Origin of the sequence: Aliinostoc sp. HNIBRCY26, from assembly GCF_050235535.1 — a bacterium.
Taxonomy (GTDB): domain Bacteria; phylum Cyanobacteriota; class Cyanobacteriia; order Cyanobacteriales; family Nostocaceae; genus Trichormus.
Map to the genome: position 1 here is coordinate 4,408,641 of NZ_CP189852.1, position 21,268 is coordinate 4,429,908.

The 21,268-nt window shown below is 40.2% G+C and carries 22 protein-coding genes and 1 tRNA gene; 15 read left to right on the forward strand and 8 right to left on the reverse strand.

Translation table 11 applies throughout. The features are described from left to right. The first annotated feature begins 158 nt into the window (after positions 1–158). Both ACQFX9_RS18720 and ACQFX9_RS18725 read left to right on the forward strand, forming a co-directional pair. A complete protein-coding gene (locus ACQFX9_RS18720; RefSeq protein ID WP_236142389.1) occupies positions 159–593 on the forward strand; it encodes a ferritin-like domain-containing protein in 435 nt (144 codons plus the stop codon). 117 nt (positions 594–710) lie between these two features. Next, the gene (locus ACQFX9_RS18725; RefSeq protein ID WP_427157593.1) at positions 711–1,676 is read left to right on the forward strand and encodes an FTR1 family iron permease; all 966 of its coding nucleotides are present in this window, start codon (positions 711–713) and stop codon (positions 1,674–1,676) included. A 120-nt stretch (positions 1,677–1,796) separates the two neighbouring features. On the opposite strand, the gene ACQFX9_RS18730 is transcribed toward ACQFX9_RS18725, so the two are convergent. From ACQFX9_RS18730 to ACQFX9_RS18745, 4 genes are all read right to left on the reverse strand, one after another. Then, positions 1,797–2,678 carry an ABC transporter substrate-binding protein gene (locus ACQFX9_RS18730; protein WP_427157595.1) on the reverse strand — a complete coding sequence of 294 codons (882 nt, stop codon included), beginning with the start codon at positions 2,676–2,678 and terminating at the stop codon, positions 1,797–1,799. A gap of 275 nt (positions 2,679–2,953) precedes the next feature. Further along, positions 2,954–3,550: a molybdenum cofactor guanylyltransferase gene (locus ACQFX9_RS18735; RefSeq protein WP_427157597.1), complete on the reverse strand. Its 597-nt coding sequence runs from the start codon at positions 3,548–3,550 to the stop codon at positions 2,954–2,956. Positions 3,551–3,635: 85 nt separating this feature from the next. Then, on the reverse strand, positions 3,636–5,696 hold the full coding sequence (locus ACQFX9_RS18740; RefSeq protein ID WP_427157598.1) for a thioredoxin domain-containing protein: 2,061 nt from the start codon (positions 5,694–5,696) through the stop codon (positions 3,636–3,638). Positions 5,697–6,049: 353 nt separating this feature from the next. Next, on the reverse strand, positions 6,050–6,322 hold the full coding sequence (locus tag ACQFX9_RS18745; protein ID WP_427157599.1) for a GlsB/YeaQ/YmgE family stress response membrane protein: 273 nt from the start codon (positions 6,320–6,322) through the stop codon (positions 6,050–6,052). Between the two features lie 157 nt (positions 6,323–6,479). Between ACQFX9_RS18745 and ACQFX9_RS18750 the strand changes: the two genes are divergently transcribed. The 5 genes from ACQFX9_RS18750 to trmFO all read left to right on the forward strand — a co-directional run bounded on the left by ACQFX9_RS18750 (position 6,480) and on the right by trmFO (position 10,370). Further along, a complete protein-coding gene (locus ACQFX9_RS18750) occupies positions 6,480–7,070 on the forward strand; it encodes a TetR/AcrR family transcriptional regulator (protein WP_427157601.1) in 591 nt (196 codons plus the stop codon). A 75-nt stretch (positions 7,071–7,145) separates the two neighbouring features. Next, positions 7,146–7,577, forward strand: coding sequence for an acyl-CoA thioesterase (locus ACQFX9_RS18755; RefSeq protein ID WP_427157602.1), 432 nt, complete (start codon positions 7,146–7,148; stop codon positions 7,575–7,577). A 64-nt stretch (positions 7,578–7,641) separates the two neighbouring features. Then, on the forward strand, positions 7,642–8,325 hold the full coding sequence (locus ACQFX9_RS18760) for a glutathione S-transferase family protein (protein ID WP_427157603.1): 684 nt from the start codon (positions 7,642–7,644) through the stop codon (positions 8,323–8,325). A gap of 225 nt (positions 8,326–8,550) precedes the next feature. Next, positions 8,551–8,889 (forward strand): XisI protein, encoded by a 339-nt coding sequence (locus ACQFX9_RS18765; RefSeq protein WP_427157605.1) that lies wholly within the window; start codon positions 8,551–8,553, stop codon positions 8,887–8,889. A gap of 167 nt (positions 8,890–9,056) precedes the next feature. Continuing rightward, complete coding sequence (trmFO, locus tag ACQFX9_RS18770; RefSeq protein WP_427162938.1) at positions 9,057–10,370, forward strand: FADH(2)-oxidizing methylenetetrahydrofolate--tRNA-(uracil(54)-C(5))-methyltransferase TrmFO; 1,314 nt, start codon at positions 9,057–9,059, stop codon at positions 10,368–10,370. A gap of 204 nt (positions 10,371–10,574) precedes the next feature. Here trmFO and ACQFX9_RS18775 read toward each other — a convergent pair whose 3' ends face one another. Further along, positions 10,575–11,351, reverse strand: a complete 777-nt coding sequence (locus ACQFX9_RS18775; protein WP_427157606.1) for a class II aldolase/adducin family protein — start codon at positions 11,349–11,351, stop codon at positions 10,575–10,577. A 127-nt stretch (positions 11,352–11,478) separates the two neighbouring features. Continuing rightward, complete coding sequence (locus ACQFX9_RS18780) at positions 11,479–11,955, reverse strand: DUF4189 domain-containing protein (protein WP_427157608.1); 477 nt, start codon at positions 11,953–11,955, stop codon at positions 11,479–11,481. 67 nt (positions 11,956–12,022) lie between these two features. Between ACQFX9_RS18780 and ACQFX9_RS18785 the strand changes: the two genes are divergently transcribed. From ACQFX9_RS18785 to ACQFX9_RS18795, 3 genes are all read left to right on the forward strand, one after another. Then, positions 12,023–12,211, forward strand: a complete 189-nt coding sequence (locus tag ACQFX9_RS18785) for a hypothetical protein (protein WP_427157610.1) — start codon at positions 12,023–12,025, stop codon at positions 12,209–12,211. Beyond that, positions 12,162–13,292, forward strand: coding sequence for a murein hydrolase activator EnvC family protein (locus tag ACQFX9_RS18790; RefSeq protein ID WP_427157611.1), 1,131 nt, complete (start codon positions 12,162–12,164; stop codon positions 13,290–13,292). Before ACQFX9_RS18785 ends, ACQFX9_RS18790 begins: the two co-directional genes overlap by 50 nt. A 40-nt stretch (positions 13,293–13,332) precedes the next feature. Beyond that, a tRNA-Arg gene (locus ACQFX9_RS18795) sits at positions 13,333–13,405 on the forward strand. 297 nt (positions 13,406–13,702) lie between these two features. Here the strand turns inward: ACQFX9_RS18795 and ACQFX9_RS18800 are convergent. Continuing rightward, positions 13,703–14,998, reverse strand: a complete 1,296-nt coding sequence (locus ACQFX9_RS18800) for a glycosyltransferase (protein WP_427157613.1) — start codon at positions 14,996–14,998, stop codon at positions 13,703–13,705. 1 nt (position 14,999) lies between these two features. After that, positions 15,000–15,647, reverse strand: coding sequence for a YybH family protein (locus ACQFX9_RS18805; protein ID WP_427157615.1), 648 nt, complete (start codon positions 15,645–15,647; stop codon positions 15,000–15,002). A gap of 218 nt (positions 15,648–15,865) precedes the next feature. Here ACQFX9_RS18805 and ACQFX9_RS18810 point away from each other — a divergent pair, with 218 nt between their 5' ends. The 5 genes from ACQFX9_RS18810 (at position 15,866) to ACQFX9_RS18830 (ending at position 21,097) form a co-directional block, all read left to right on the forward strand. Further along, positions 15,866–16,477 carry a DUF4129 domain-containing protein gene (locus tag ACQFX9_RS18810; RefSeq protein WP_427157616.1) on the forward strand — a complete coding sequence of 204 codons (612 nt, stop codon included), beginning with the start codon at positions 15,866–15,868 and terminating at the stop codon, positions 16,475–16,477. Continuing rightward, positions 16,474–17,556: a DUF4350 domain-containing protein gene (locus ACQFX9_RS18815; RefSeq protein ID WP_427157618.1), complete on the forward strand. Its 1,083-nt coding sequence runs from the start codon at positions 16,474–16,476 to the stop codon at positions 17,554–17,556. The genes ACQFX9_RS18810 and ACQFX9_RS18815 overlap by 4 nt, the downstream gene beginning before the upstream one ends. Before the next feature lie 704 nt (positions 17,557–18,260). Further along, the gene (locus tag ACQFX9_RS18820; RefSeq protein ID WP_427157619.1) at positions 18,261–19,211 is read left to right on the forward strand and encodes an AAA family ATPase; all 951 of its coding nucleotides are present in this window, start codon (positions 18,261–18,263) and stop codon (positions 19,209–19,211) included. A gap of 144 nt (positions 19,212–19,355) precedes the next feature. After that, positions 19,356–19,688, forward strand: coding sequence for a hypothetical protein (locus ACQFX9_RS18825; RefSeq protein WP_427157621.1), 333 nt, complete (start codon positions 19,356–19,358; stop codon positions 19,686–19,688). A 227-nt stretch (positions 19,689–19,915) separates the two neighbouring features. Continuing rightward, complete coding sequence (locus ACQFX9_RS18830) at positions 19,916–21,097, forward strand: radical SAM protein (protein WP_427157623.1); 1,182 nt, start codon at positions 19,916–19,918, stop codon at positions 21,095–21,097. The last annotated feature ends 171 nt before the right edge of the window (positions 21,098–21,268 follow it).

Below are 21,268 nucleotides of genomic sequence, written 5' to 3' on the forward strand. Positions count from 1 at the left end.
TAACACCAATTTTCCAAAATTCAGCCACAGTTGCAAACTCAAAAATCCTGGTAAAATCCGATTTTCTGAATTGCGAATTGCGAATTGCGAATTGCGAATTGCGAATTTTTACAACTCCTCACTCATCACACCCCCTTCGTCATTGTAATTAACGACTAATGCAAGAGCTTGATCAAAAAAAGACCATCGACCTATTAAACGCCATCATGGAATTTGAACTCGCAGGAGTAGTGCGCTACACACACTATTCCTTGATGGTGACAGGCCCTAATCGTATTCCTATCGTGGCTTTCTTTAAAGCTCAGGCTAGCGAATCCTTACTTCATGCTCAACAAGTAGGGGAAATTCTCACAGGTTTGGATGGACATCCCACCTTAAGAATCGCCCCAATGGAAGAGACTTTCAAGCATTCTGTAAAAGATATATTGGAAGAAAGCTTGAACCACGAAAGAAAAGCCTTAGAAATGTATAAGAGTTTACTTGAAACTGTAGATAATGCCAGCATTTACTTAGAAGAATTTGCCCGTACCATGATCGGACAAGAAGAACTACATAATCTCGAATTGAAAAAAATGCTCCGCGATTTCAGTTAAGAGTTAAGAGTCAATAGTCAATAGTCAACAGTCAATAGTCAATTTTTTTGGCTGTGGACTGAGGACTGTTGACTTTAAACTATGGACTGTGGACTGTTGACTTTGGACTAAATAACAATGAACTTTAGCACTGCTCTACCTACTTTTGTTATTACACTTCGTGAAGGCGTGGAAGCCGCGTTAGTGGTGGGTATTGTTTTAGCACTATTGAAAAAAGCTAAACAATCCCGCTTGAATATTTGGGTATATGCTGGTATCGCCGTTGGTATTGTTGTCAGCGCGCTGATTGGCGTATTGTTTAGCTGGTTGATTAAAGTTCTCGGCGCAGCTAACCCCCAATACACCCCAGTAGTTGAACCAATGCTAGAGGGTGTATTTAGTGTGTTGGCGATCGCCATGCTCAGTTGGATGTTAATCTGGATGACAAAGCAAGCCAGATACATGAAAGCCCAAGTAGAGGGAGCAGTCAACCAAGCTTTAGTCAACAATTCCCAAGCAGGTTGGGGAGTTTTTAGCTTAATTTTAGTGGCTGTTGTCCGAGAAGGCTTTGAAACAGTCTTATTTGTCGCTGCAAATTTCCAACAAGGACTCATCCCCACAATTGGCGCATTAGCTGGGTTAGCCACAGCAGCTGCGATCGGTGTAGGCTTATTTAAGTTGGGCGTGAAAATTAATATCCGTCAATTTTTCCAAGTGATGGGTGTTTTATTAGTCTTGATTGTTGCGGGTTTGGTAGTTTCTGCATTAAAACATTTTGATGATGCTTTTGCTAATTTAGCCCTTAGTAACCGCGCTGCTGAAAGTCTGTGTTTTTATTACGAACACTTTACTAAAATTCATTCTTGTATTTTAGGGCCAATGGTTTGGAATACTAGTACAGTTTTGCCTGATGAAGAATTTCCTGGTATAGTTTTCAAATCTTTATTTGGCTATAGAGACAATCTCTATCTCGTCCAAGCCGTGGGATATCTGACGTTTTTGTTAACTGTTGGTGGTTTATATTTCCGCAGTTTAACTGGTGGTTCTGTGAAACCTAATCATATTGCGATTGACAAAAAATCTGTTAGTCCCGCAAAAGATTAAAAATATCCATTGTTGGGATACAATTAATCTCAGTAAGGTAAATGATGAAAGGTTTGTAGTGAAGAATAAAGTTATAAAAAAAGGACTAAAGTCCTCACTACAAACTCAATTTTAGTATTTTTATTTTTTAAATAAATTTTGCTGAAGTTGACGACAAGCTTTTTCAATAGCATCTATACTACCTGGATTAACTAAACCATAGTAGTCAAAAACATAGACTCGATTATTTTTAGTGGCTTGTAACTTCTGCCAAAAAGATTCTTTTTGTAAAGCCTCTAAGACAGAATTAGGTGAACTTCCAGGTGAACTTACTATTAAAATTGTCTCTGGGTTTGCTTCTAATACTTTTTCGGCTGATAGTGTGACATAACCAGCAACGGGACTTTTACCTTGTAGTTCTGCTGCTAAATTCTTGAGTTGGAATTTATCGAGTAAATCACCAGCCCAACTATTTTTATTAGGTGATAAAATCGGTTGAATACTCACTAAAACTAGAGTAGAAGGACTGCGCTCAATTTTATCTGGTAAAAAGCTTTGATAACGGTCTAATAAAGTTTGGGGATTCACAGCAATTAATTTAGCTATTTCTTTAGTTACTTCTTCTAAAGATTGCCAACTATTAACTTGTGTCAATAAAGTGCGAATTCCTAATTGTTCTAGTCTTTGAGTGACTTGATTAGAAAAGCCTGCTGCACCAATGACTAAATCTGGCTTAAGAGCCACAATTTTTTCTAAATTAGGGGGAGTTTGACCTTCACTAACACGAGGTAGATTCTGGAAACGCGAGTCATTTTTAAATAATGTGCTACCTGTAATTCCTACCAGTTTTGTGGAATCTAATTGATATATAATATCTGTCGCTAAAGACGAAAGGGTAACGACTCTTTTAGCGGTGAATGTTGCAGAAGTCTGTACTTGTGGTTGAGTAGTTGCAGTTGTGCAAGCACTCATCATGAAGCTTAATAAAACCGCTAGTATACAAGATATCCAGGAACGAAACATAAGCTAAATTCAAGAAATTAACTAAATCATCCCACGCCTCATGATTCAGAATCACTGAAAGTCAAAAAAAAGGCGAGTACACACACCAGCCAAAATCCCCTAAAATTCAGATGACTGTGTTGCTCGCCAGGAGGTATACAAGGTTTTTGAGAAAAGCTGTACTTAATATACAAGACTTCATAGAAAAACTAATGTTGGATAGATCACAAATCACGGTTTTTTTTAAATTATCGTCAGTAAAGTTTTTTACCTGGCAATAGCAGTAATTTAACCTGCTATTTGCTATCTGGAATTAAAGCCAAGTCTTCTGGTGTATTGCAGTTGAATAATATTTCTGGATTTGATAAGGGTAGAATTTCTACAGGATAACTTTGTAACCAACGCTGAAACGATCGCCCGCCTTGATTGATAAACTCTAATAATTGCGGTAAACAGCAACGACGATAAAAACCGCACAGAACTTCCCACCCTTTATCATGATGAGCAAGAGCCGCGATCGCTTGTTCATCCACCTTATCCAGTCTGGCAATCCAATCTTGCAATAACTCAAGTTGCAACTTCGGTAAATCACAAGCTAGTAGCAAAACCCACTCAGTATTTACCTGTGTCAAACCTTGAGCAAAACCCAACAAAGCCCCTTGATGATGGGTAGACTCTCGAATAAATTGACAATTAGGCAAATCTAAGTGCTGATAGCGTTCTGGCCAAGGGGTGACTACATACACAATATCAGCACACTGGGCAGCAATACTACATATTTTTTGCAACAATGGCACACCATCAACAGGAATCAAAGCTTTATCCTGTCCCATCCGCGAACTTTGACCCCCAGCCAAAACGATAGCAGTTAGAAGTGGTGAGTTATTAGTCATTAGTCATTAGAGAAAAGGGAACAGGGAACAGGGAACAGGGAACAGAATCTTGAATTTTGAATTTTGAATTTTGAATTGATTAGCCCTATGCCCTATTTTGACTCTGCTGTACTTGCTGCAACAACTGTTCTAAACTTCCGGCGGCGGGGAGACATTTCAACCCTTGGCAAACTAAACCAACGCTATCGGCGGGTAAATTAGACACTACACTCAACGCTACAGTGGGTAAATATTTGGGGAGTAGTGAGTTAATTTGCTCAGGGGTGCTGCGAATTAAAGTGCAGTTATGATACCAATCTAAAGCGGTAAATAAACTAGGGCAAGCTTGGGGTGCTTGCTGCATGATGCTGTTAAAAGCTTTTAAACCTTGCTCGGCTAAGTCTAGATAATGGAGATCATCAGTTAACAGTGATAGCCGGACTAAATTGGCGATCGCCACGCCGTTAGCTGAGGGTGTAGCATTATCAGCATAGCTGCGTTCCCGTACAATTAAATCTTGACTCGCATCACTAGCAGCATTAAAGTAGCCACCTAATTCTACACTCCAGAGAAACTGATGAAATTCGGTTTGCAGGGCGATCGCTTTTTCTAACCATAAGGAGTTCTGTCGGTTCTGAGTTTGGTGTAAGTCTAGCAACGCCTTAATAAATAAAGCATAATCTTCAGACTGCGCCAATACAGCCGGTTGACCTTCATAGTTGAGTCTGTGGAAACGTCCCGCAACAAACTGATGTGAGTAAATAAATTCTGCCGCTTTCGACCCAATTTCCCAATATTCTGGTAATTGGAACGCCGCCGCCGCCCTGGCTAGCCCAGAAATCATCAAGCTATTCCAAGCTACAATCATCTTTGTATCTGTAACTGGGGGGATACGTCCTGGCCAGTCAGTGGTTTTGGCTTCTTGGTTGTCTCGTGCAGGCGGGAAAGTGGGCAGAGCATCAGGTAAACTACCATAACGCACCGCAAACAATTTATCTAAAGCTACCTCTAAATTTGTACTTAATTCCCCTGCATTGCGTCTTTGCAATACGTTTTTCCCTTCAAAATTACCGTTAGGGGTGACTGTAAACTGTTGTTGTAATTCTGTTAGTTCTGTCGGTGTTAACAGTTGTTCTAATTCTGCATAACTCCAAACGTAAAAAGCCCCCTCTTCCGGTTCTCTTTCCCCAGGATGAGTAAAACTATCCGCATCTTGAGCCGCATAAAAATAACCAGTCGGTGCTGTCATTTCCCTTTGTAGCCACTGCACAGTACCAGATACAGCCCTCGCAAATGCCGGTTCTTGAATTCCTGCACTCCATAAATTAGCTAGATACTCGACGATTTGACCGTTATCGTAAAGCATCTTTTCAAAGTGGGGGACAGTCCAAGTAGGGTCAACGGTGTAGCGATGAAAGCCGCCAGCTACATGATCATAAATCCCACCCAAAGCTAAATCTAGACCACGCTGAAGGCAGACTTGTTGACCATCATACCGAGACTCAAACTGACATCGCGTTCCTTGCAATGCCAATTCAGCATAGGGAATCATCGGGAAGCTATTACCATACTGATTCGGCGTAATAATCCCTGTACTCGTTTCCCAACCACGCTGCAATAATTCCTGTGTTTGCGCTTGTTGTGTTGCTTCACCTTGCAAAACCGCAGATTTTAGCAAATTTTCAGCAATTACAGCTTTTCGTTGCCGCAAATCCTCTTTTTCCGTATCGTAATAGCGGCGCAGTGCTTGCAAAACCTGCAAAAATCCAGGACGGTTGTAACGCGGTTCTAGAGGAAAGTAAGTTCCAGCGTAAAACGGGACTAAATCTTCTGGTGAAAGAAAGACATTTAAAGGCCAGCCCCCTTGACCACTCATCATCTGCAAAGCCTGCATATAGATGCTATCGATGTCTGGTCTTTCTTCTCTATCTACTTTAATAGGCAAAAAATTAGCGTTCAGATACTCAGCTACAGCTAGATCCGAAAACGCCTCACCTTCCATGACAGTACACCAGTGACAACTGGAATAGCCAATAGAAACAAAAATCGGTTTATTTTCTGTTTTAGCAGTAGCAAGAGCTTCATCACACCAAGTCCACCAATCAATAGGGTTTTCGGCGTGTTTGCGGAGGTAGAGACTCTGGGCTTGAGCAAGGCGATTAGTCATGGTTAGGATGCAGATAGTTGCCTTATACCATTTTGGATTTTGGATTTTGGATTTTAGAATGCTTTACTGGTAAGCTCTTCAGAAATCCGTTGGTCGCAATCATTTTTCCAATTGGTATTATTTGCCCAGTCTACCTGCTGTCAGTATTTACCTCAATGCCTAAATACATATATTTCTGGAAATAAAGGGAATCGGGACAAATAAATTCAAAAGTCAGGGTATTTACAGAAAATAAATCATTCAATTTATCGGCTTCAAAACAACTGTCTTTCCCTTCCGCAATTTCCCCCTGCTCCCTGCCCCCTGCCCCCATGCCATCAACGTGATAATATATTTTCTTAGTTGAAAATCCCTTAGTGACTAGTGCGTCCCGTAACTAAACTCCAGATAAAAATAGCAATGATCGCACCGATAATAGCAACAATAAAGCCTGGAATGCTGAAAGTGGCTGCTGTTAATTGTAATCTTCCCGTTTCTAAAAGTGTAACTAAAGTACCGCCAATTAATGCCCCAATGATGCCTAAAATCATAGTTGCAATGATACCACCACCTTGACGACCAGGGTAAATAGCCTTGGCGATCGCACCAGCAATTAGACCAAGAATTATCCAAGCGATAATGTTCATAATTTAACTGGAAAGAAGACTTACCAGTAATTTATTGATTAAAATCTAGTTTTCCTTCTCTCTAGAGAAATAAGTATTAATGCCATTGAATGGCTATTGACTAATCTATATATATAGTGATAATTTTAATCAGACCAATCGGTCTTAAATATTTTCGATGTCTAAAGGCGAAGAAACAAAAGCTCGAATTATTCAACAAGCAGCCGAACTGTTTAATCAACAGGGATACACTGGTGCGTCGATTTCTGACATCATGCGGGTGACAGGGTTAAAAAAAGGAGGCATCTACAATCACTTTCAAAGTAAGGATGAATTAGCATTACAAGCGTTTGATTATGCGATCGCCTGTGTGAGTAAACATTACAGGTTAGCATTACGCCATGAACGTCATGCGATCGCTCGTTTAAAGGCCATTATTAATGTATTTAGTAGTTTTGTAGACAATCCACCCATCCCCGGAGGATGTCCATTACTAAACACAGCAGTAGAAAGTGATGATGCTCACCCTATTTTAAAAGCACGCACACAGCAAGCGATGACAGCTTGGCTAAATCTCATTTGTCACATCATTAAAACTGGAGTTAACAAAGGGGAAATTCCACCCGAAGTTAATGCAGATGAAATCGCTAGTATTATCACTGCAACTCTAGAAGGTGCAATTATGATGACCAAGTTATACGAAGATAAAATCTATATGCAAAGAGCAGTTAATCACCTGCATAAGTATATAGAAACTCATCTTTCATAACTGCACTGTAAGTTTAAAAGATAATTTTTTTATATTTTACAGACCGAATGGTCTTAAAATTAATTAGGATGAATTATGTCAGTAGAAAACCAATCATCTAGAGCGTTGGAAGTAGTAATGACGATCCCGATAAAAACCTATGACATAGATTTTATGGGTATCGTCAGTAATATAGTTTATATCAGGTGGCTAGAAGATTTACGCCTAAAGTTTTTAGAAGAGTATTTCCATTTAGAAAAACAATTACAGCAAGGATATGCACCGATTATTGCAGGTACAGAAATCGAATATAAACGACCAATTAAGCTGAATTATCAAGTAGTTGGTCGTCTGTGGTTGAGTAATTTAAGCCGGTTAAAATGGACTGTGCAGGCGGAAATTTTAGCGAATGAAGAATTAGCCGCATTAGCTATACAAAAAGGTGCTTTTGTAAATTTAGATAATAATCGTCCAATTCCCATTCCAGAAGAACTAAAACAGAAATATTACCAGGTTCAGCAGATTTAGTCAGCAAATTTTTTTGTGCATAAACAAACCATTCGGTATTTTAAATCAACAATAGGAGTTTTCTATGCTGCAATTTTACTATGCCCCTCTTTCACCTAACGCTCGGCGTGTATGGATAACTTTATTAGAAAAGGGAATTGATTTTGAGCCAAATTTATTACAATTAAATGGTGATCAATTGCAGGCAGATTTTATAGAAATTAATCCATTTCATCATATTCCAGTTATAGTAGATGATGGTTTTAAAGTTATAGAATCATTAGCAATTTTAGACTATTTAGAAAGCAAATATCCCACACCTGCATTGTTACCTAGTGAGTCTAAAGCCTTGGCGCAAGCCAAAATGGTGCAAATGGTGACGGCGAATGAACTATTTCCAAAAACTATACCGCTAATGTGTGAGAGTTCCGAATCGCCGCAGTTTTTACAAGCAGTCAAACATATAAATATAGTGCTGCAATTTTTCACAGGAATTATAGGCGATCGCCCTTTTTTCGTTGGTGAAAAGTTAACCCTAGCAGATATCGTAGCTGGGACAGTTTTACCATTTTTACCTAAATTGGGTGTGGGTTTAGATAATTATCCCCAACTGCAAAATTGGTGTGAACATATCAGCCAGCGTCCAGCTTGGCAAAAAACTCAACTCAGCGACGCAGACTTTGAGGAATTCAAACGACGGGTAAGATTTTTGGTGAGACTCCACAGACGGGAGGTGAATAAAAATCATCAAGGTGATGAAAATAAATAAAATCGCACCAATTCGCAACGGTTTTCCTTGTACATTTCCAACGCTAGTTATAGCGTTTCCTAGTCTGCTTAGGTACAAATTTATCCGCGTTTATCTGTGTTCATCTGCGTTTAATTATTGTCGTTTGTACTTCACTAGGGTAAGAAAGGCTATAACGCAGATGATTCTCACTCGCAATCAAGTTAAATTGTTAATCGTTGATGCGGAAAATGAGGTAATTGTGCAATGGATAGATTAAAGCATCATCGTCAAATTGTCCAAGAAGTTTTAACAGAGTATCATCAACTTAATGAAAAATCTGGTTCTGCCACTGAAAGTGCTTTAGCCTTCGACGAAGTACATGATCAGTACCTTTTGTTGCTGATGGGTTGGCACAAAGATGAACGGATTAAGAGTGTGATGATTCATATCCGTTTAAAAAATGACAAAATTTGGATTGAGGAAGATTGGACAGAGGACGGAGTGGCCACAGATTTGTTGCGAAAAGGCATTAAACAAGAGGAGATTGTTTTAGCATTTCATCCACCCCATGTCAGACAATATACTGAATTTGCCTTAGCGTAGCATCTACTATCTACATATTTTTTGTTTGATAAGGCTGCGTAATCGAGAGACGAATTAAAATCATCAAAGTGATGAAAATAAAAATATGCAACGGTTTTACCCCTGCGTTATTATAAATACCTTCCCAGCAAATTATCTTTAATAAAGCAGGAATTATAAAAATGACTATGACTCAACAACCAATACAAGTAATTGGAGGTGGACTAGCTGGGACAGAAGCAGCTTGGCAAATTGCTCAGGCTGGAGTACCAGTAATTTTACATGAGATGCGTCCCCAGCGTTTCAGCCCTGCCCATCATACAGAACATTTAGCAGAATTGGTGTGTAGTAACTCCTTTGGCGCAATGGCAAGCGATCGCGCGGCGGGTTTACTGCACACAGAATTACGCCAACTCGGTTCTATAGTCATCTCTAAAGCCGATGAACACGCTGTACCGGCTGGCGGTGCATTGGCTGTGGATAGAGGTCAATTTGGACAGGATTTAACGCAAACTTTAGAAAATCATCCTTTAATTGAATTCCGTCGTGGCGAAGTTCCAGCTATCCCTGACGGTATTGTGGTTTTGGCAAGTGGGCCATTAACAAGTCCCGATTTAGCAGAGGACTTGCACCGCTTTACTGGGATGGAATACATGAGTTTTTTTGATGCGGCTAGTCCCATTATTGTCGGTGAATCCATCAACCGTGATATTGCCTTCATGGCTTCACGCTATGACAAAGGAGAAGCCGCTTATCTCAACTGTCCCATGAATAAGGAGCAATATCTGCGGTTTTGGGAGGCACTTTGTCAAGCCGAACAAACAGAACTCAAGGATTTTGAGCGAGAAACAGCGAAATTTTTTGAAGCCTGTCTCCCCATTGAAGAACTCGCACAACGGGGAGAAGACACCATGCGTTACGGCCCTTTAAAACCAGTGGGTTTATCTGATAGTCGCACTGGGGAACGTCCCTATGCGGTGGTGCAGTTACGTCAGGAAGATAAAGCCGGTCAGTTGTGGAATATGGTTGGCTTCCAGACAAATCTGCGTTGGGGTGAACAAAAACGAGTCTTTCAGATGATTCCCAGTTTAGAAAAAGCGGAATTTGTGCGTTTGGGAGTCATGCACCGCAACACCTTTATTAATGCGCCTCAATTAATGCTACCAACTTTGCAATTTAAACAGCGTCCTACATTGTTGGCGGCTGGACAGTTAATTGGGACAGAAGGTTACACAGCAGCCGCCGCCGGTGGTTGTTTGGCGGGAATTAATGCGGCGCGGTTAGCTTTGGGTAAAGAACCTTTGGCATTACCCAACACAACCATGATGGGGGCATTATTTGAGTTTATCAGTTCCGCCTCACCGAAACATTTCCAACCAATGCCGCCGAATTTCGGGATTTTCCCCGATTTAGGCATGAAAATTAAAAATAAACAGGAGCGTTACGGATGTTATCGCGATCGCTCTTTGGCAGATTTGGCTAGTTGGAAGGCGAATTTATAGAGGTATAAGGGTGTAGGGGTAAAAAGTTAATACCCCAAAACCCAGACCTTATTTAACTTTCTTAATTACGTTAGCGTAGCGTAGCGGGAGCATCGTTGCGAATTGCGTTAGCGTAGCGGGACGTTAGTCCATTGCGTAGCTTGCTTCCCGCGATAGCGGGTATTCCGAATTGCGAACTGCGAACTGCGAATTAGTATTACACCCCTAATCCAATAAATCAGGTTCTTGATGAACAATCATGTCATACAAAGGCTGAAAGCTAAACCAGCCCATTTGTGCAGAACCAACTTGACTGTGTGCCACACTAGCAGATTCTGGTTGAATTAATTTTGGTTTACCAGCAGCTTCCGCTAATAATTGAGCTTGGCAAGAACGTTCCATTGCAATGAACCACCAAGCAGCTTCATCAATTGTTTGCCCGACTGTCAATAAACCATGATTTTGTAGAATCAGGGCTTTATTATTACCTAAAGTTTGGGCGATGCGTTGACCTTCTTGGGGGTCGAGAACTACACCAGTATACTCCTCAAATACACTATGGTCTTGATAAAAAGAACAAGCATCTTGGGTGAGGGGATCAAGTAGACGACCGAGACTAGACCAGCTTTTGCCGTAAAGTGAATGTGCATGAGCCGCAGCCACTACATCAGGACGTGCTGCATGAATTTGGGAATGGATAGCAAAAGCAGCTCGGTTGACAGTGCGATCGCCCAAAATCACTTCCCCTTCATGATTAACTAAAATTAAGTCACTGACTTTAATTAACCCAAAGTGCATTCCGAAGGGATTCACCCAAAAATGATTAGGGTTTTCTGGATCACGGGCTGTAATATGGCCTGCAACACCTTCGTCAAACCCGAACCGAGAAAACAGGCGAAAAGCTGCGGCTAGTCGTTGTTGGCGATTTAATCTGGCTTCTGCAAGAGAATTAAAAGTTGGTGGTTGAGGTGCATTTGGTTTTTCTCTAGTGGTAATTGGCATTTTTCCCCCAATTTATTGAGCATAAATTCATACTTACTTAGAAATAAAGATAACGTTAACTCACCAAAATACAAGGGTGCGTCAGCACTGACGCACCCTACTGGAATATTTTTTTGGGAGAAATTTTTTATCTAGCTTGTCTGACAAAAATTACCTGACAATTTTGACCGCCGTAACGTTGACAGGTACTAACAGCAAACTTTTCTGCTAAACCTTGGTCAGTTCCCCAGCCTGTTCCGTAGCTACCATCAGAACCAACAGCTAAAGCACCCCAAGCATTTCTAAACCACAGGGGTACTGTACAATCTTGAGCTTCGCTCTCACTGCGACAATTACTTAAAGCGGCGTTAATTGCGCCTTGCTTGGTTCTAGCAATTCCTGAAGAATAAACTTGAGTAGATGGAGAATAGGAAATTGCTCCGAATACGTTTCTTGATTGTGCATTCGCAGACTGAGTAATTCCTGATAGTAAAGAAAATGTGGCAACGGCTGCAAATATGCCTTTTTGTAAAAAATTTTTCTGCATTATTCTCAATTTCCAAACTATATAAGTGAGAACTCTTTCATAGGGAAGAATCACTGCACTCTTGTTGAGTGTTGCCACTATTATTTGCTACTTTCTTCAGCTTCGAGATTCGCATTTCTACTAATCTTGTATAAAGATGTACTTTATGAAAAATGCTGTTAGATATACCGATGTTTTGGGAACAATGCTATCTATGCTTGCAATCCCTTGGCTGAAGATAAGGCATGAAAACGCCATTAATTGGATACTGGAAAATTTGCTGGTGTTTGCTGATACTCTGCTGGATGCTGATTTGGCTACCGATATTTGCAACCCCAGCACCAACAGTCAATAACCTCCGACAACAACAGCAACAAATTAATCAAGAACGCCAGAATGTGGTTCGGGAACGCGATCGCTTGACTAAAATCCAACAAGCGGCGCAAAATCACTTAACTGGAATCGCCAACAATTTGCAAACTACCAATAGTCAAATTCAAGAGACTGAGACGCGATTAAAGGTTGCTACTCAACGTCTCCAACAATTAGAAGCTGATTTAGCGGTAGCAGAACAAATCTATGGCGAACGCCAATTAGCCACGATAGGGCGGTTAAGGTATCTTCAGCGATCGCCTATTAGTCAAGGATGGGCGGTATTATTACAAAGCCGAGATATCAGTGATTTTATCAGCCGTCGCTATCAATTAAAGTTGGTATATCAAGCAGATCAACAGATGTTGAGCAAATTAGCCAAGCAAGCCGAACTACTGAATCAGCAAAAAACAGAGGTAGAATCTCAAAAAAACGAAATTGCTCTAATTCGAGAGCAATTATTAGCTCAAAAAGCCGATTATCAAGCTCAAGCGCAGTCTCAATCGGAATTAGTCCAAAGATTAAATAGCGATCGCCTAGCGTTGGAAGCCGCACAAAATCAACTAGAAAAAGATTCCAAAAGTTTAGAAACCCTGATTCAACAAAAAATAGCTGAAGCACAAGCCAGAGAAGCCGCACAAGCAAAAACCAACAGTCGCACAAATATTTTTGTTAAGGGTACAGGAATATTCGCCCTTCCCAGTGATGCACCCACTAGCAGTCCCTTTGGCTGGCGGATTCACCCGATTTTGAGGTATCGTCGCTTTCATGCTGGGTTAGATTTTGCTGCTAGCTACGGAAGTACAATTCGCGCCGCCGACTCAGGAACAGTGATTTTCGCTGGGTGGTATGGTGGTTACGGCAAAGCTGTAATTATCAACCACGGTAACGGCATTACCACACTATACGGGCATACTAGCGAATTATACGTAAGAGAAGGACAAACAGTACAAAGAGGACAGGCGATCGCGGCTGTTGGTTCGACTGGTTTATCCACCGGGCCACACCTGCATTTTGAAGTCCGCCGTAATGGTACACCAGTCAACCCTGCAAATTATCTCTAACACAAAATGTAAAATCTCGTGATATAATCGTCCAGTACGAGGGCGCGTAGCTCAGTGGATAGAGCAACAGATTCCGGTTCTGTTGGCCGGGGGTTCAAATCCCTCCGCGCTCGTTCTTATGCGAAACGATTTGAACGTAGTAATAAGACTTATAGCGTCACGCACCTAGCATTGATTGTGACACTTGCGTAAGTCCTGGATAAGTAGATTGAGGTTTTCTGTTTCTATTACACAGTGTACCAATTGGTTCTTCAAATAACGCTGTGAATACACTGTCACGTACTCCTAAATAGGGCTTGCTGAAAAAGTCCTTTAGTGGATGTAGGGAACAGGCTTCCGCCGTGAGCGTCAGCCGAACGGGAACAGGGAACAGGGAACAGTTTTACCCTAATTTTTTCCAACTTTTTTGCCTATAGTTTGTTTTTCCTATAGTGGTTAGCATTATTGCACCCCAGATGCTCAGTTTTTACCCAAGGCGATCGCCTACTCTGTACACACATCTTAAAAGTGGTGACAATCATTACCGGAATCCAATGCACCATATAAATAGAACCTTGAATTGTTGCCCACAGTAAAGACCAACCACGTAAATTTTGATGTTGATAAAGTCCAGCCATGAAAGCTACTGTTAAAATAATACTTAATATAGTTTGTAGTGGTAATAAAACTGGGCTATCTCTATAAAATATTGTCCACAATAAATCAGGAATTAGTCCTATAGGGAGGAGAAATTGCAATAGGAAAAATAAAATTAAATCAATTTCTTTTACCCAACCCAAAGCGAAAACTTGCGGGAAATAATCAAAGTAACGCTGATAACCACCCTCAGCCCAGCGAAGACGTTGAAACCAAAGATTTCTCCAATTAATTACACCCTCTTCTTGAATACTTGTAGTAGGTAAAAACTCAATTTCAGCCCCAGCTAAATAAATCCTAAAACACAAATCTAAATCATCTGTAATACTATTCTCATTCCATCCTTGACACTTTTCTAATATATCGCGCCTGACTAACATCCCATTCCCCCGTAACTCAGACATTCCGCCTACAGCCAAGCGATGGGTTTGCAAAAAGCTATCACAACACATTTCCATTTGCTGACAACGAGTTAAAAAATTGATGTCTGCATTAGTAATTGCTTTTCGCACTTGTACTGCACCAATACTGGGTTTGTGGAATAATGGGACTGCTTGCTGTAGAAAGTTCACAGGTAGCAAAGCATCAGCATCACAAATTAAGATAATTTCTCCTTGGGTGTGGGGAAAAACTGCATTTAACGCCCCTGATTTTCCATCTTGTGATTCTCGGCTATAAACTTGGAGTGTGGGAAATTGGGTTTGTAATTGCCTTAATATTTCAGGAGTAGCATCGGTACTACCATCGTTAATAATCCAAATATCCAGGCGATCGCTAGGATAATCCAATTGGTATAAGTTGTACACTAAAGCACTCAAGACAGCACTTTCATTTTTAGCCGGAACTAAAATTGAGATTTTTGGTGGTTCAGCAAGACTGTTAATAACTGGTGCGGCTGGTTTAGCCATCAACATTCTGATGGTTTGGATACTAAAAACCGCCGTTAGTCCCACCATGAACCACCGTGTTTCCGGTCGCAAGTGTAGTAAACTGACAACAACCCAAATCAGCAATACTACTAAGGTAGCCTGAAACCGGCGAGTAGAAATTGGCTGATTGGTGTTTCCCATGCTATTTATTCTGTACTTGTGGTTCTTGGCTGGGCTGATCTGGTTCTTTCTTTTGCTGACGGCGCAATACTAACATTACGATCAGGAAACCACCTACTGCTGAGGCAATAATTGTAGTCCATACTAGTCTTTTAGTTTCATTCAAGACAGGATTATCTAAGAGGTTAGAGGAGAAATGTAACGATTGAATAGTCCATTTATCTTGGAGTTTTTGCAACACAGCCGTCCAACGCATCCCCATATCTGCGGCTTTACCATCTTTAAAAGCAAAAGTCGCAACTGCTTCTCCAGACGAAACAACTATTTCTGGTGAGAGAAACGTCCTCACTGTGTCGCCTGTGAGATTCATTTTGATATTTTGGATGGTACTAGAAAATTGCTGATTCCAATACTTTTCAAATTCAGGGACTGTGTGAAAAACTTGGTTGTCAACTGTAGTAATTGTAAAGCTGGGGTGTAAGTATGGTTGAACTTTAGAAAAATCACGGTTATTAATGGCCTCTAGGGCGATTTCTCGCGTCTGTAAAATCGAATTAATTTCTTGTTGGTTATCTGCTAAAGCCGCTTGGGGTAAACACCAAATTCCTAGAACTAGCAGAATACAGCAAAGTAGCTGAGTGCATTTGGTTAGCCATTTCTGTTGCCTCATGTAAAAACCTCTACTTTGGGTTACACTTATGGGTGATTTTTTACGGTCGTCAACATGATGGATTTTAAACTCTAAATTCGTCAAATAAGTATTAAGTTCTGTCAAATTGCATGAAAAACTTAATTACCTGACAAAAGTAGTTTTCATTTTGTTACAACTAATCACTAATAGCCATCTTCTAGAACACGATTTAACATTGTAATTTTTGTTTATTTTTTATGTCTACAGAAGATTTTGTAAAAACTAGCTGGGATTGGCAACTGTCCCTATTTCGTCAAAGAATTGGGGAATGGGTAGAATATGAGCTTTACCGCTTCGATAATGTTTTACCAGAAATATCCCCAGACTGGAAACTCAGTCCTTGGGTGACTAATCTGTTAACTTTTTTATTTTGGGTAGTGGTAATTTTATTTGTGGCTGTAGTAATTTTGCGTTTATGGCGAGAATTTCAGCCTTATATATATGCGTGGCTAGCAAATAACGGTAATGGGGGGAATGCTAAATCAAAAGCATCTCAAGAAAACGTCTCTGTGACAACTTTATTAGAGCGATCGCAACAATTATATCGTCAAGGAAACTACCGCGAGGCTTGTCGTTGCCTTTATTTAGCGATTTTGCAACACTTGCATGATACAAAAATTCTTCCACATCAATATAGTCGCACCGATGCCGAATATCTGCAACTACTAAAACTTGGCAATCAAACTCCCCTCCAACCCTACGAAACCTTAATTACCACTCACGAACAATTGTGTTTCGGTAACGCCCAGATGCTAGAAGAAAATTATCAACAGTGTCGCCAAGCCTATCGGGAGATTACAGAAAAATGAAAAAATCAAAACGTAGTGCTTGGTTAGGTGCGATCGCTATTATCGTCATCATCATCTTAAGTTTTTTCGCTGCTCCCAGCACTCAACTTTACATAGGTTCAACTTATAATCGCGCTCCCAACGGCTACGGAGCTTGGTACGCTTATATGCAGGATCGTGGAATTCCTATCCAACGTTGGCAAAAACCCCTAGAAAAGCTCAAATCCCAAAAACCAGCCACCCTACTGAGAATCCAAAGTTCCCTCAGACCAGCAGATTTATTACCAGATGAAGAAGCATGGCTAGATAAAGGCAATAACTTAGTAATTTTAGGAGTGCGATCGCGCGTTAGTCCATCCCCCTTTTATACTTGGCAAACATCACCAGATGGCAGAGTAGCTATTGCTACACGTAGACGCTATACCAAAGTGCAGAAAACCCAAATTTCTTTAGGTGATCAGTTTGGCGCGGTAGTGTGGCATAAAACACAGGAAAAAGGCAAAGTATTTTTTTCTACAACTCCCTATATAGCCGCCAACGCTTACCAAGACGAAATAGATAATTTTAAATATCTAGCCACTTTAGTACAGCAGAAAGGTAATCAAATATTTGTAGACGAATATATCCACGGCTATAAAGATGAGGATATCAAAGATGCAGAAAGTCAAGGAACCCTCATTGACTATCTAGCGCAAACTCCACTATTAGCCCTATTGATACAAACAGGAATGGTGCTATTAGTCTTAATTTGGTCACAAAATCGCCGTTTAGGTCAACCAGTCCCCCTAGAAACACCAGTCATAGATAACAGTGAAGCATACATTCAAGCTTTAGCAGGAATCTTACAAAAAGCCGAATCTAGCGACTTTGTAGTCGAAATGGTCGGGAAAGAAGAACAATTACAACTCCAAAAAGCTTTAGGTTTAGGTTCAGTCCCACTAGAACACCAAACCTTACTCAACCTATGGGTCGAAAAAACAGGTAAAAGCCCAGCAGAACTAGACACAGTATTAAAATTGCAAGCACGCAAACGGCGCATCAGCCAGCGAGAATTATTTACCTGGCTAGCAAAATGGCGAATGTTGAGGAATAGTCAATAGTCAATAGTCAATAGTCATTAGTCATTAGTCATTAGTTATTTTCTCTCTCCCTTGTCTACCTTGTCTCCCATGCCCAATTCCCCATGCCCAACAAGAAGCCCAACGCGCCCAACAGTTAGCGGAAAGATTAAGAGCATTGGGAATAAATCCCGATGAGTTGTCTTGAAATATAAGTAGCCGTCATGTACTGCGTACACCAGAACACATGAAAAAGTCTTTCCCTTACACCCCTATACCCTTAAACCCCTACACCCCTTTTTCAAGTCAGAATGACTGGGAAAAACCAAACTGTGTTAAGCAATGTAAAAATAATAGGATTCAGTTCGTAGTAAGGACTTTAGTCCTTTTCTGTTCGCGGAACGTCTCGTAAAGCCTAAGACACAACTATGCTTAGGGCGTAGCCTTTCGTGGAGAAGAGAGAACTAAAGTTCTCACTACAAACCTTTAATCATTTACCTTGTTCTACTTAGTGACTTGGGACTGGTGATGGGAAAGAAAGATTTTTTGTGGGATTTCAAGTCATAATTTATGCAAAGTTAGGACATATACTGACTTGACAGCAGCCATAATTGAAACTGCCATTTTTGGATTTTGGTTTACGAAAAAGATCAGGTTCAAAACCCAGCCCCTTGTGGCTGGTTTTTCCCCTGCTCCCTGCTCCCCTGCCCCCTGCTTTTTTCGTCCCCCTTTCTTTACTAAAACTTATGAGCGAAACCCGTCCAGTCTTAATTCATCTTGGCGAAAAACTTAACCAAATCGTTGTCGGACAAGCCAGCCTAGTACAACAAATACTCATCGCACTCTTATCAGGTGGACACATCATTTTAGAAGGTGTACCAGGAACTGGTAAAACTCTCCTCGTCAAAGTCTTAGCGCAACTTATCCAAGCAGAATTTCGCCGAGTGCAATTAACACCAGATGTCTTACCTTCAGATATTACTGGGACAAATATTTTTGACTTAAACAGTCGCAGTTTCACTTTAAAAAAAGGGCCAGTTTTTACAGAAGTTTTACTAGCTGACGAAATTAACCGTACTCCTCCCAAGACTCAAGCTGCTTTATTAGAAGCAATGGAAGAGATGCAAGTCACCTTAGACGGTGAAAGTTTGCCACTACCGAGTTTATTTTGGGTAATTGCCACACAAAACCCTTTAGAATTTGAGGGGACATATCCTTTACCGGAAGCACAACTAGACCGATTTTTATTCAAACTTGTGGTAGATTATCCCGACCAAACTGCCGAAAAGCAAATGTTGTTAAATCGTCAATCTGGTTTTGCGGGGAGACGTTTAGAAATTAGTAGTTTGCAGCCAGTGACAACGGTGGAGGAAATTTTACAGGCGCGACAAGCAGTTAAAAATGTCGAGGTATCAGAAGTAATTATTGATTATTTGTTGGCGTTGGTGAGAGCATCCCGTCAAGCCGTTGATTTAGCTTTGGGTGCGTCTCCTCGTGCGGCTGGTGCTTGGTTACAGACGGCTCAAGCGGCGGCTTGGTTAGCTGGACGAGATTTTGTCACTCCAGATGATATCAAAGCTGTCGCATCACCTCTATTGCGCCATCGTTTGATTCTCAAGCCGGAAGCCATGCTAGATGGGTTACAAATTGATTCTGTAATTGCATCAGTGATGAATCAAGTACCAGTACCCAGATAATCATGATTATTCAGTTATATTTCACAGACAGAATTTCACTGCTGTTATTTTTATGAGGTTGCATAAATTTTCGGAATCCAACCTAATTAGCAAATGTGAGGGAAAAACCCGATCAAAGCTAATTCATAATTGGAGTTAATACCGATGAATGCCAGTATTCGCTTTACTATGGCTATGACTCTAGCCGTTACTGGAGTTCTGATTACGACAGTGGCAAAGGTAAATGCTCAATTTGTTGATCAGGTTCAATCTGATCCTTTGCCTACTCAAGTAAGTCCTCAAATTTTACACAAAGTGGATATTTTGCGACCGAACAGAAAATTTGACATCCAAACGCAGGATCGATTCAGATTATTTGATCAGTTCCGAGATAATAAGCCTGGATGGATAGAGGTGAAAAAAGATCCTAATTTTCGGGAACCAATCGAGCAAGTTCGTCCATCTGCTGTAGATACATTTCAGAAAATTGGGTATTAATTTGACTTAAGCAATTGTCATAGTCAAAGTTTTTCTTAGGGTTAATTAGATATTGAGCTTTAGTTGATTATTAATAAATCAACTCCTCTAATTTACCCTATGAATGTTTGCATAAGTCATGATTAATTCAATCTTTAACTAAGAATAATAATTACTAGTTGTTTGTATTAATTCAAATTACAAACAACATTTTCTACAATTATTTGAGCAAAACATCAAATTTAATCATGAACAAGCGAAAATTAGTTCAATTTGTTATCAAAACATCTAAGCATTGCAATTTACGTTGTCGCTATTGCTATGAATATGAAGGTTTGGCAGATAAAACAGCCATCACTCTTGAGCAAATAGAAAATCTGTTTCGTCATGTTGCTGACTATTATCGCAATTTAGACTTCCCAGTTGATATTGAATTTATTTGGCACGGTGGAGAGCCATTGTTGCAACATCCTAGTTTTTATTGGCAAGCATTTGATCTACAAAATCAAATTTTTGATCATCCTAGCGATCGCGTCACTAACGCAGTGCAAACTAATCTAACTTTACTGGATAGGGAACGTTTAAGATTATTGTCTGAAGGATTTGATTATGTAGGCGTATCTATAGATTTATTTGGGGGATTAAGGGTATATCAAACTGAATTAGAGTCCCAAGAGCGTGTGCTGAAAAATATGGATAAGCTATTGGATGCTGGGATTAGATTTGGCTGCATCACCGTCTTGAACAAACGTAATATTGATCGGATTGCTGACATTTATCAGTTCTATCGTTCAATGAATTTATCTGCTAGGATTCTCCCTCTGTTTAAAGGTGCTTTTGATAATCAACACGCTGGTTTTGAAATTACTGCATATGAAACATTAGCAGCCTATAAAAAACTGTTCGATCTCTGGATAGCAGATGATAAATTTGTGTCTATAACACCTATTTCCGATGCAATTCAACAGGTGGTTTATCATTATACTCCCGATGCCCCAACAGTTTTTTATGATAAGCGCGAGTGGGAATGTATTTATCTAGTTAATACGGATGGAAACCTTTACAGCTACGCCGATGCTTACAACCCAGAACGTAGCCACGGTAATATCTTTACCACCCCGATGAACCAATTAATTGATAATGAACAGCATTGGCGAATTGTCAGAGATGCAGAATCACGCATCGAACAAACTTGTAGTAATTGTCAATATTTTGGTAGTTGTAGCGGTTATCCAATGGCAGAAGGTAGCCGTGAGTATTATGAAGTTGATGATCGAGGCGTTATGCAATGTATTGTTGAACAAGGAATACTAAAATACATTGATTTTCGATTTCGTGAAATCGGTATGATTGATCAGGATAATTATAAGATGGTTCTAGAGCGTCTCAATGTTAATCAAGAAGTAAACACGGCATTAAGCTATGCTTAAAAATAGATGTAATTGTTAATTGCGATTGATGCCATTAGAATTCATAAGAATACAGTTCATTGAATATTTATGGACGGATAGATGATGTTTTTGTTCTATTCTGAACTGTATTTGTTTTTATTATAAATTTTTGTCACGCACTAACTTGAATAATATTTTCGCTATCTTAGT

Coding starts and splice junctions, on each gene's coding strand:
- ACQFX9_RS18720 (WP_236142389.1), top strand. CDS start 159: ATGCAAGAGCTTGATCAAAAAAAGACCATCGACCTATTAAACGCCATC.
- ACQFX9_RS18725 (WP_427157593.1), top strand. CDS start 711: ATGAACTTTAGCACTGCTCTACCTACTTTTGTTATTACACTTCGTGAA.
- ACQFX9_RS18730 (WP_427157595.1), bottom strand. CDS start 2,678: ATGTTTCGTTCCTGGATATCTTGTATACTAGCGGTTTTATTAAGCTTC.
- ACQFX9_RS18735 (WP_427157597.1), bottom strand. CDS start 3,550: ATGACTAATAACTCACCACTTCTAACTGCTATCGTTTTGGCTGGGGGT.
- ACQFX9_RS18740 (WP_427157598.1), bottom strand. CDS start 5,696: ATGACTAATCGCCTTGCTCAAGCCCAGAGTCTCTACCTCCGCAAACAC.
- ACQFX9_RS18745 (WP_427157599.1), bottom strand. CDS start 6,322: ATGAACATTATCGCTTGGATAATTCTTGGTCTAATTGCTGGTGCGATC.
- ACQFX9_RS18750 (WP_427157601.1), top strand. CDS start 6,480: ATGTCTAAAGGCGAAGAAACAAAAGCTCGAATTATTCAACAAGCAGCC.
- ACQFX9_RS18755 (WP_427157602.1), top strand. CDS start 7,146: ATGTCAGTAGAAAACCAATCATCTAGAGCGTTGGAAGTAGTAATGACG.
- ACQFX9_RS18760 (WP_427157603.1), top strand. CDS start 7,642: ATGCTGCAATTTTACTATGCCCCTCTTTCACCTAACGCTCGGCGTGTA.
- ACQFX9_RS18765 (WP_427157605.1), top strand. CDS start 8,551: ATGGATAGATTAAAGCATCATCGTCAAATTGTCCAAGAAGTTTTAACA.
- trmFO (WP_427162938.1), top strand. CDS start 9,057: ATGACTCAACAACCAATACAAGTAATTGGAGGTGGACTAGCTGGGACA.
- ACQFX9_RS18775 (WP_427157606.1), bottom strand. CDS start 11,351: ATGCCAATTACCACTAGAGAAAAACCAAATGCACCTCAACCACCAACT.
- ACQFX9_RS18785 (WP_427157610.1), top strand. CDS start 12,023: ATGAAAAATGCTGTTAGATATACCGATGTTTTGGGAACAATGCTATCT.
- ACQFX9_RS18790 (WP_427157611.1), top strand. CDS start 12,162: ATGCTGATTTGGCTACCGATATTTGCAACCCCAGCACCAACAGTCAAT.
- ACQFX9_RS18800 (WP_427157613.1), bottom strand. CDS start 14,998: ATGGGAAACACCAATCAGCCAATTTCTACTCGCCGGTTTCAGGCTACC.
- ACQFX9_RS18805 (WP_427157615.1), bottom strand. CDS start 15,647: ATGAGGCAACAGAAATGGCTAACCAAATGCACTCAGCTACTTTGCTGT.
- ACQFX9_RS18810 (WP_427157616.1), top strand. CDS start 15,866: ATGTCTACAGAAGATTTTGTAAAAACTAGCTGGGATTGGCAACTGTCC.
- ACQFX9_RS18815 (WP_427157618.1), top strand. CDS start 16,474: ATGAAAAAATCAAAACGTAGTGCTTGGTTAGGTGCGATCGCTATTATC.
- ACQFX9_RS18820 (WP_427157619.1), top strand. CDS start 18,261: ATGAGCGAAACCCGTCCAGTCTTAATTCATCTTGGCGAAAAACTTAAC.
- ACQFX9_RS18825 (WP_427157621.1), top strand. CDS start 19,356: ATGAATGCCAGTATTCGCTTTACTATGGCTATGACTCTAGCCGTTACT.
- ACQFX9_RS18830 (WP_427157623.1), top strand. CDS start 19,916: ATGAACAAGCGAAAATTAGTTCAATTTGTTATCAAAACATCTAAGCAT.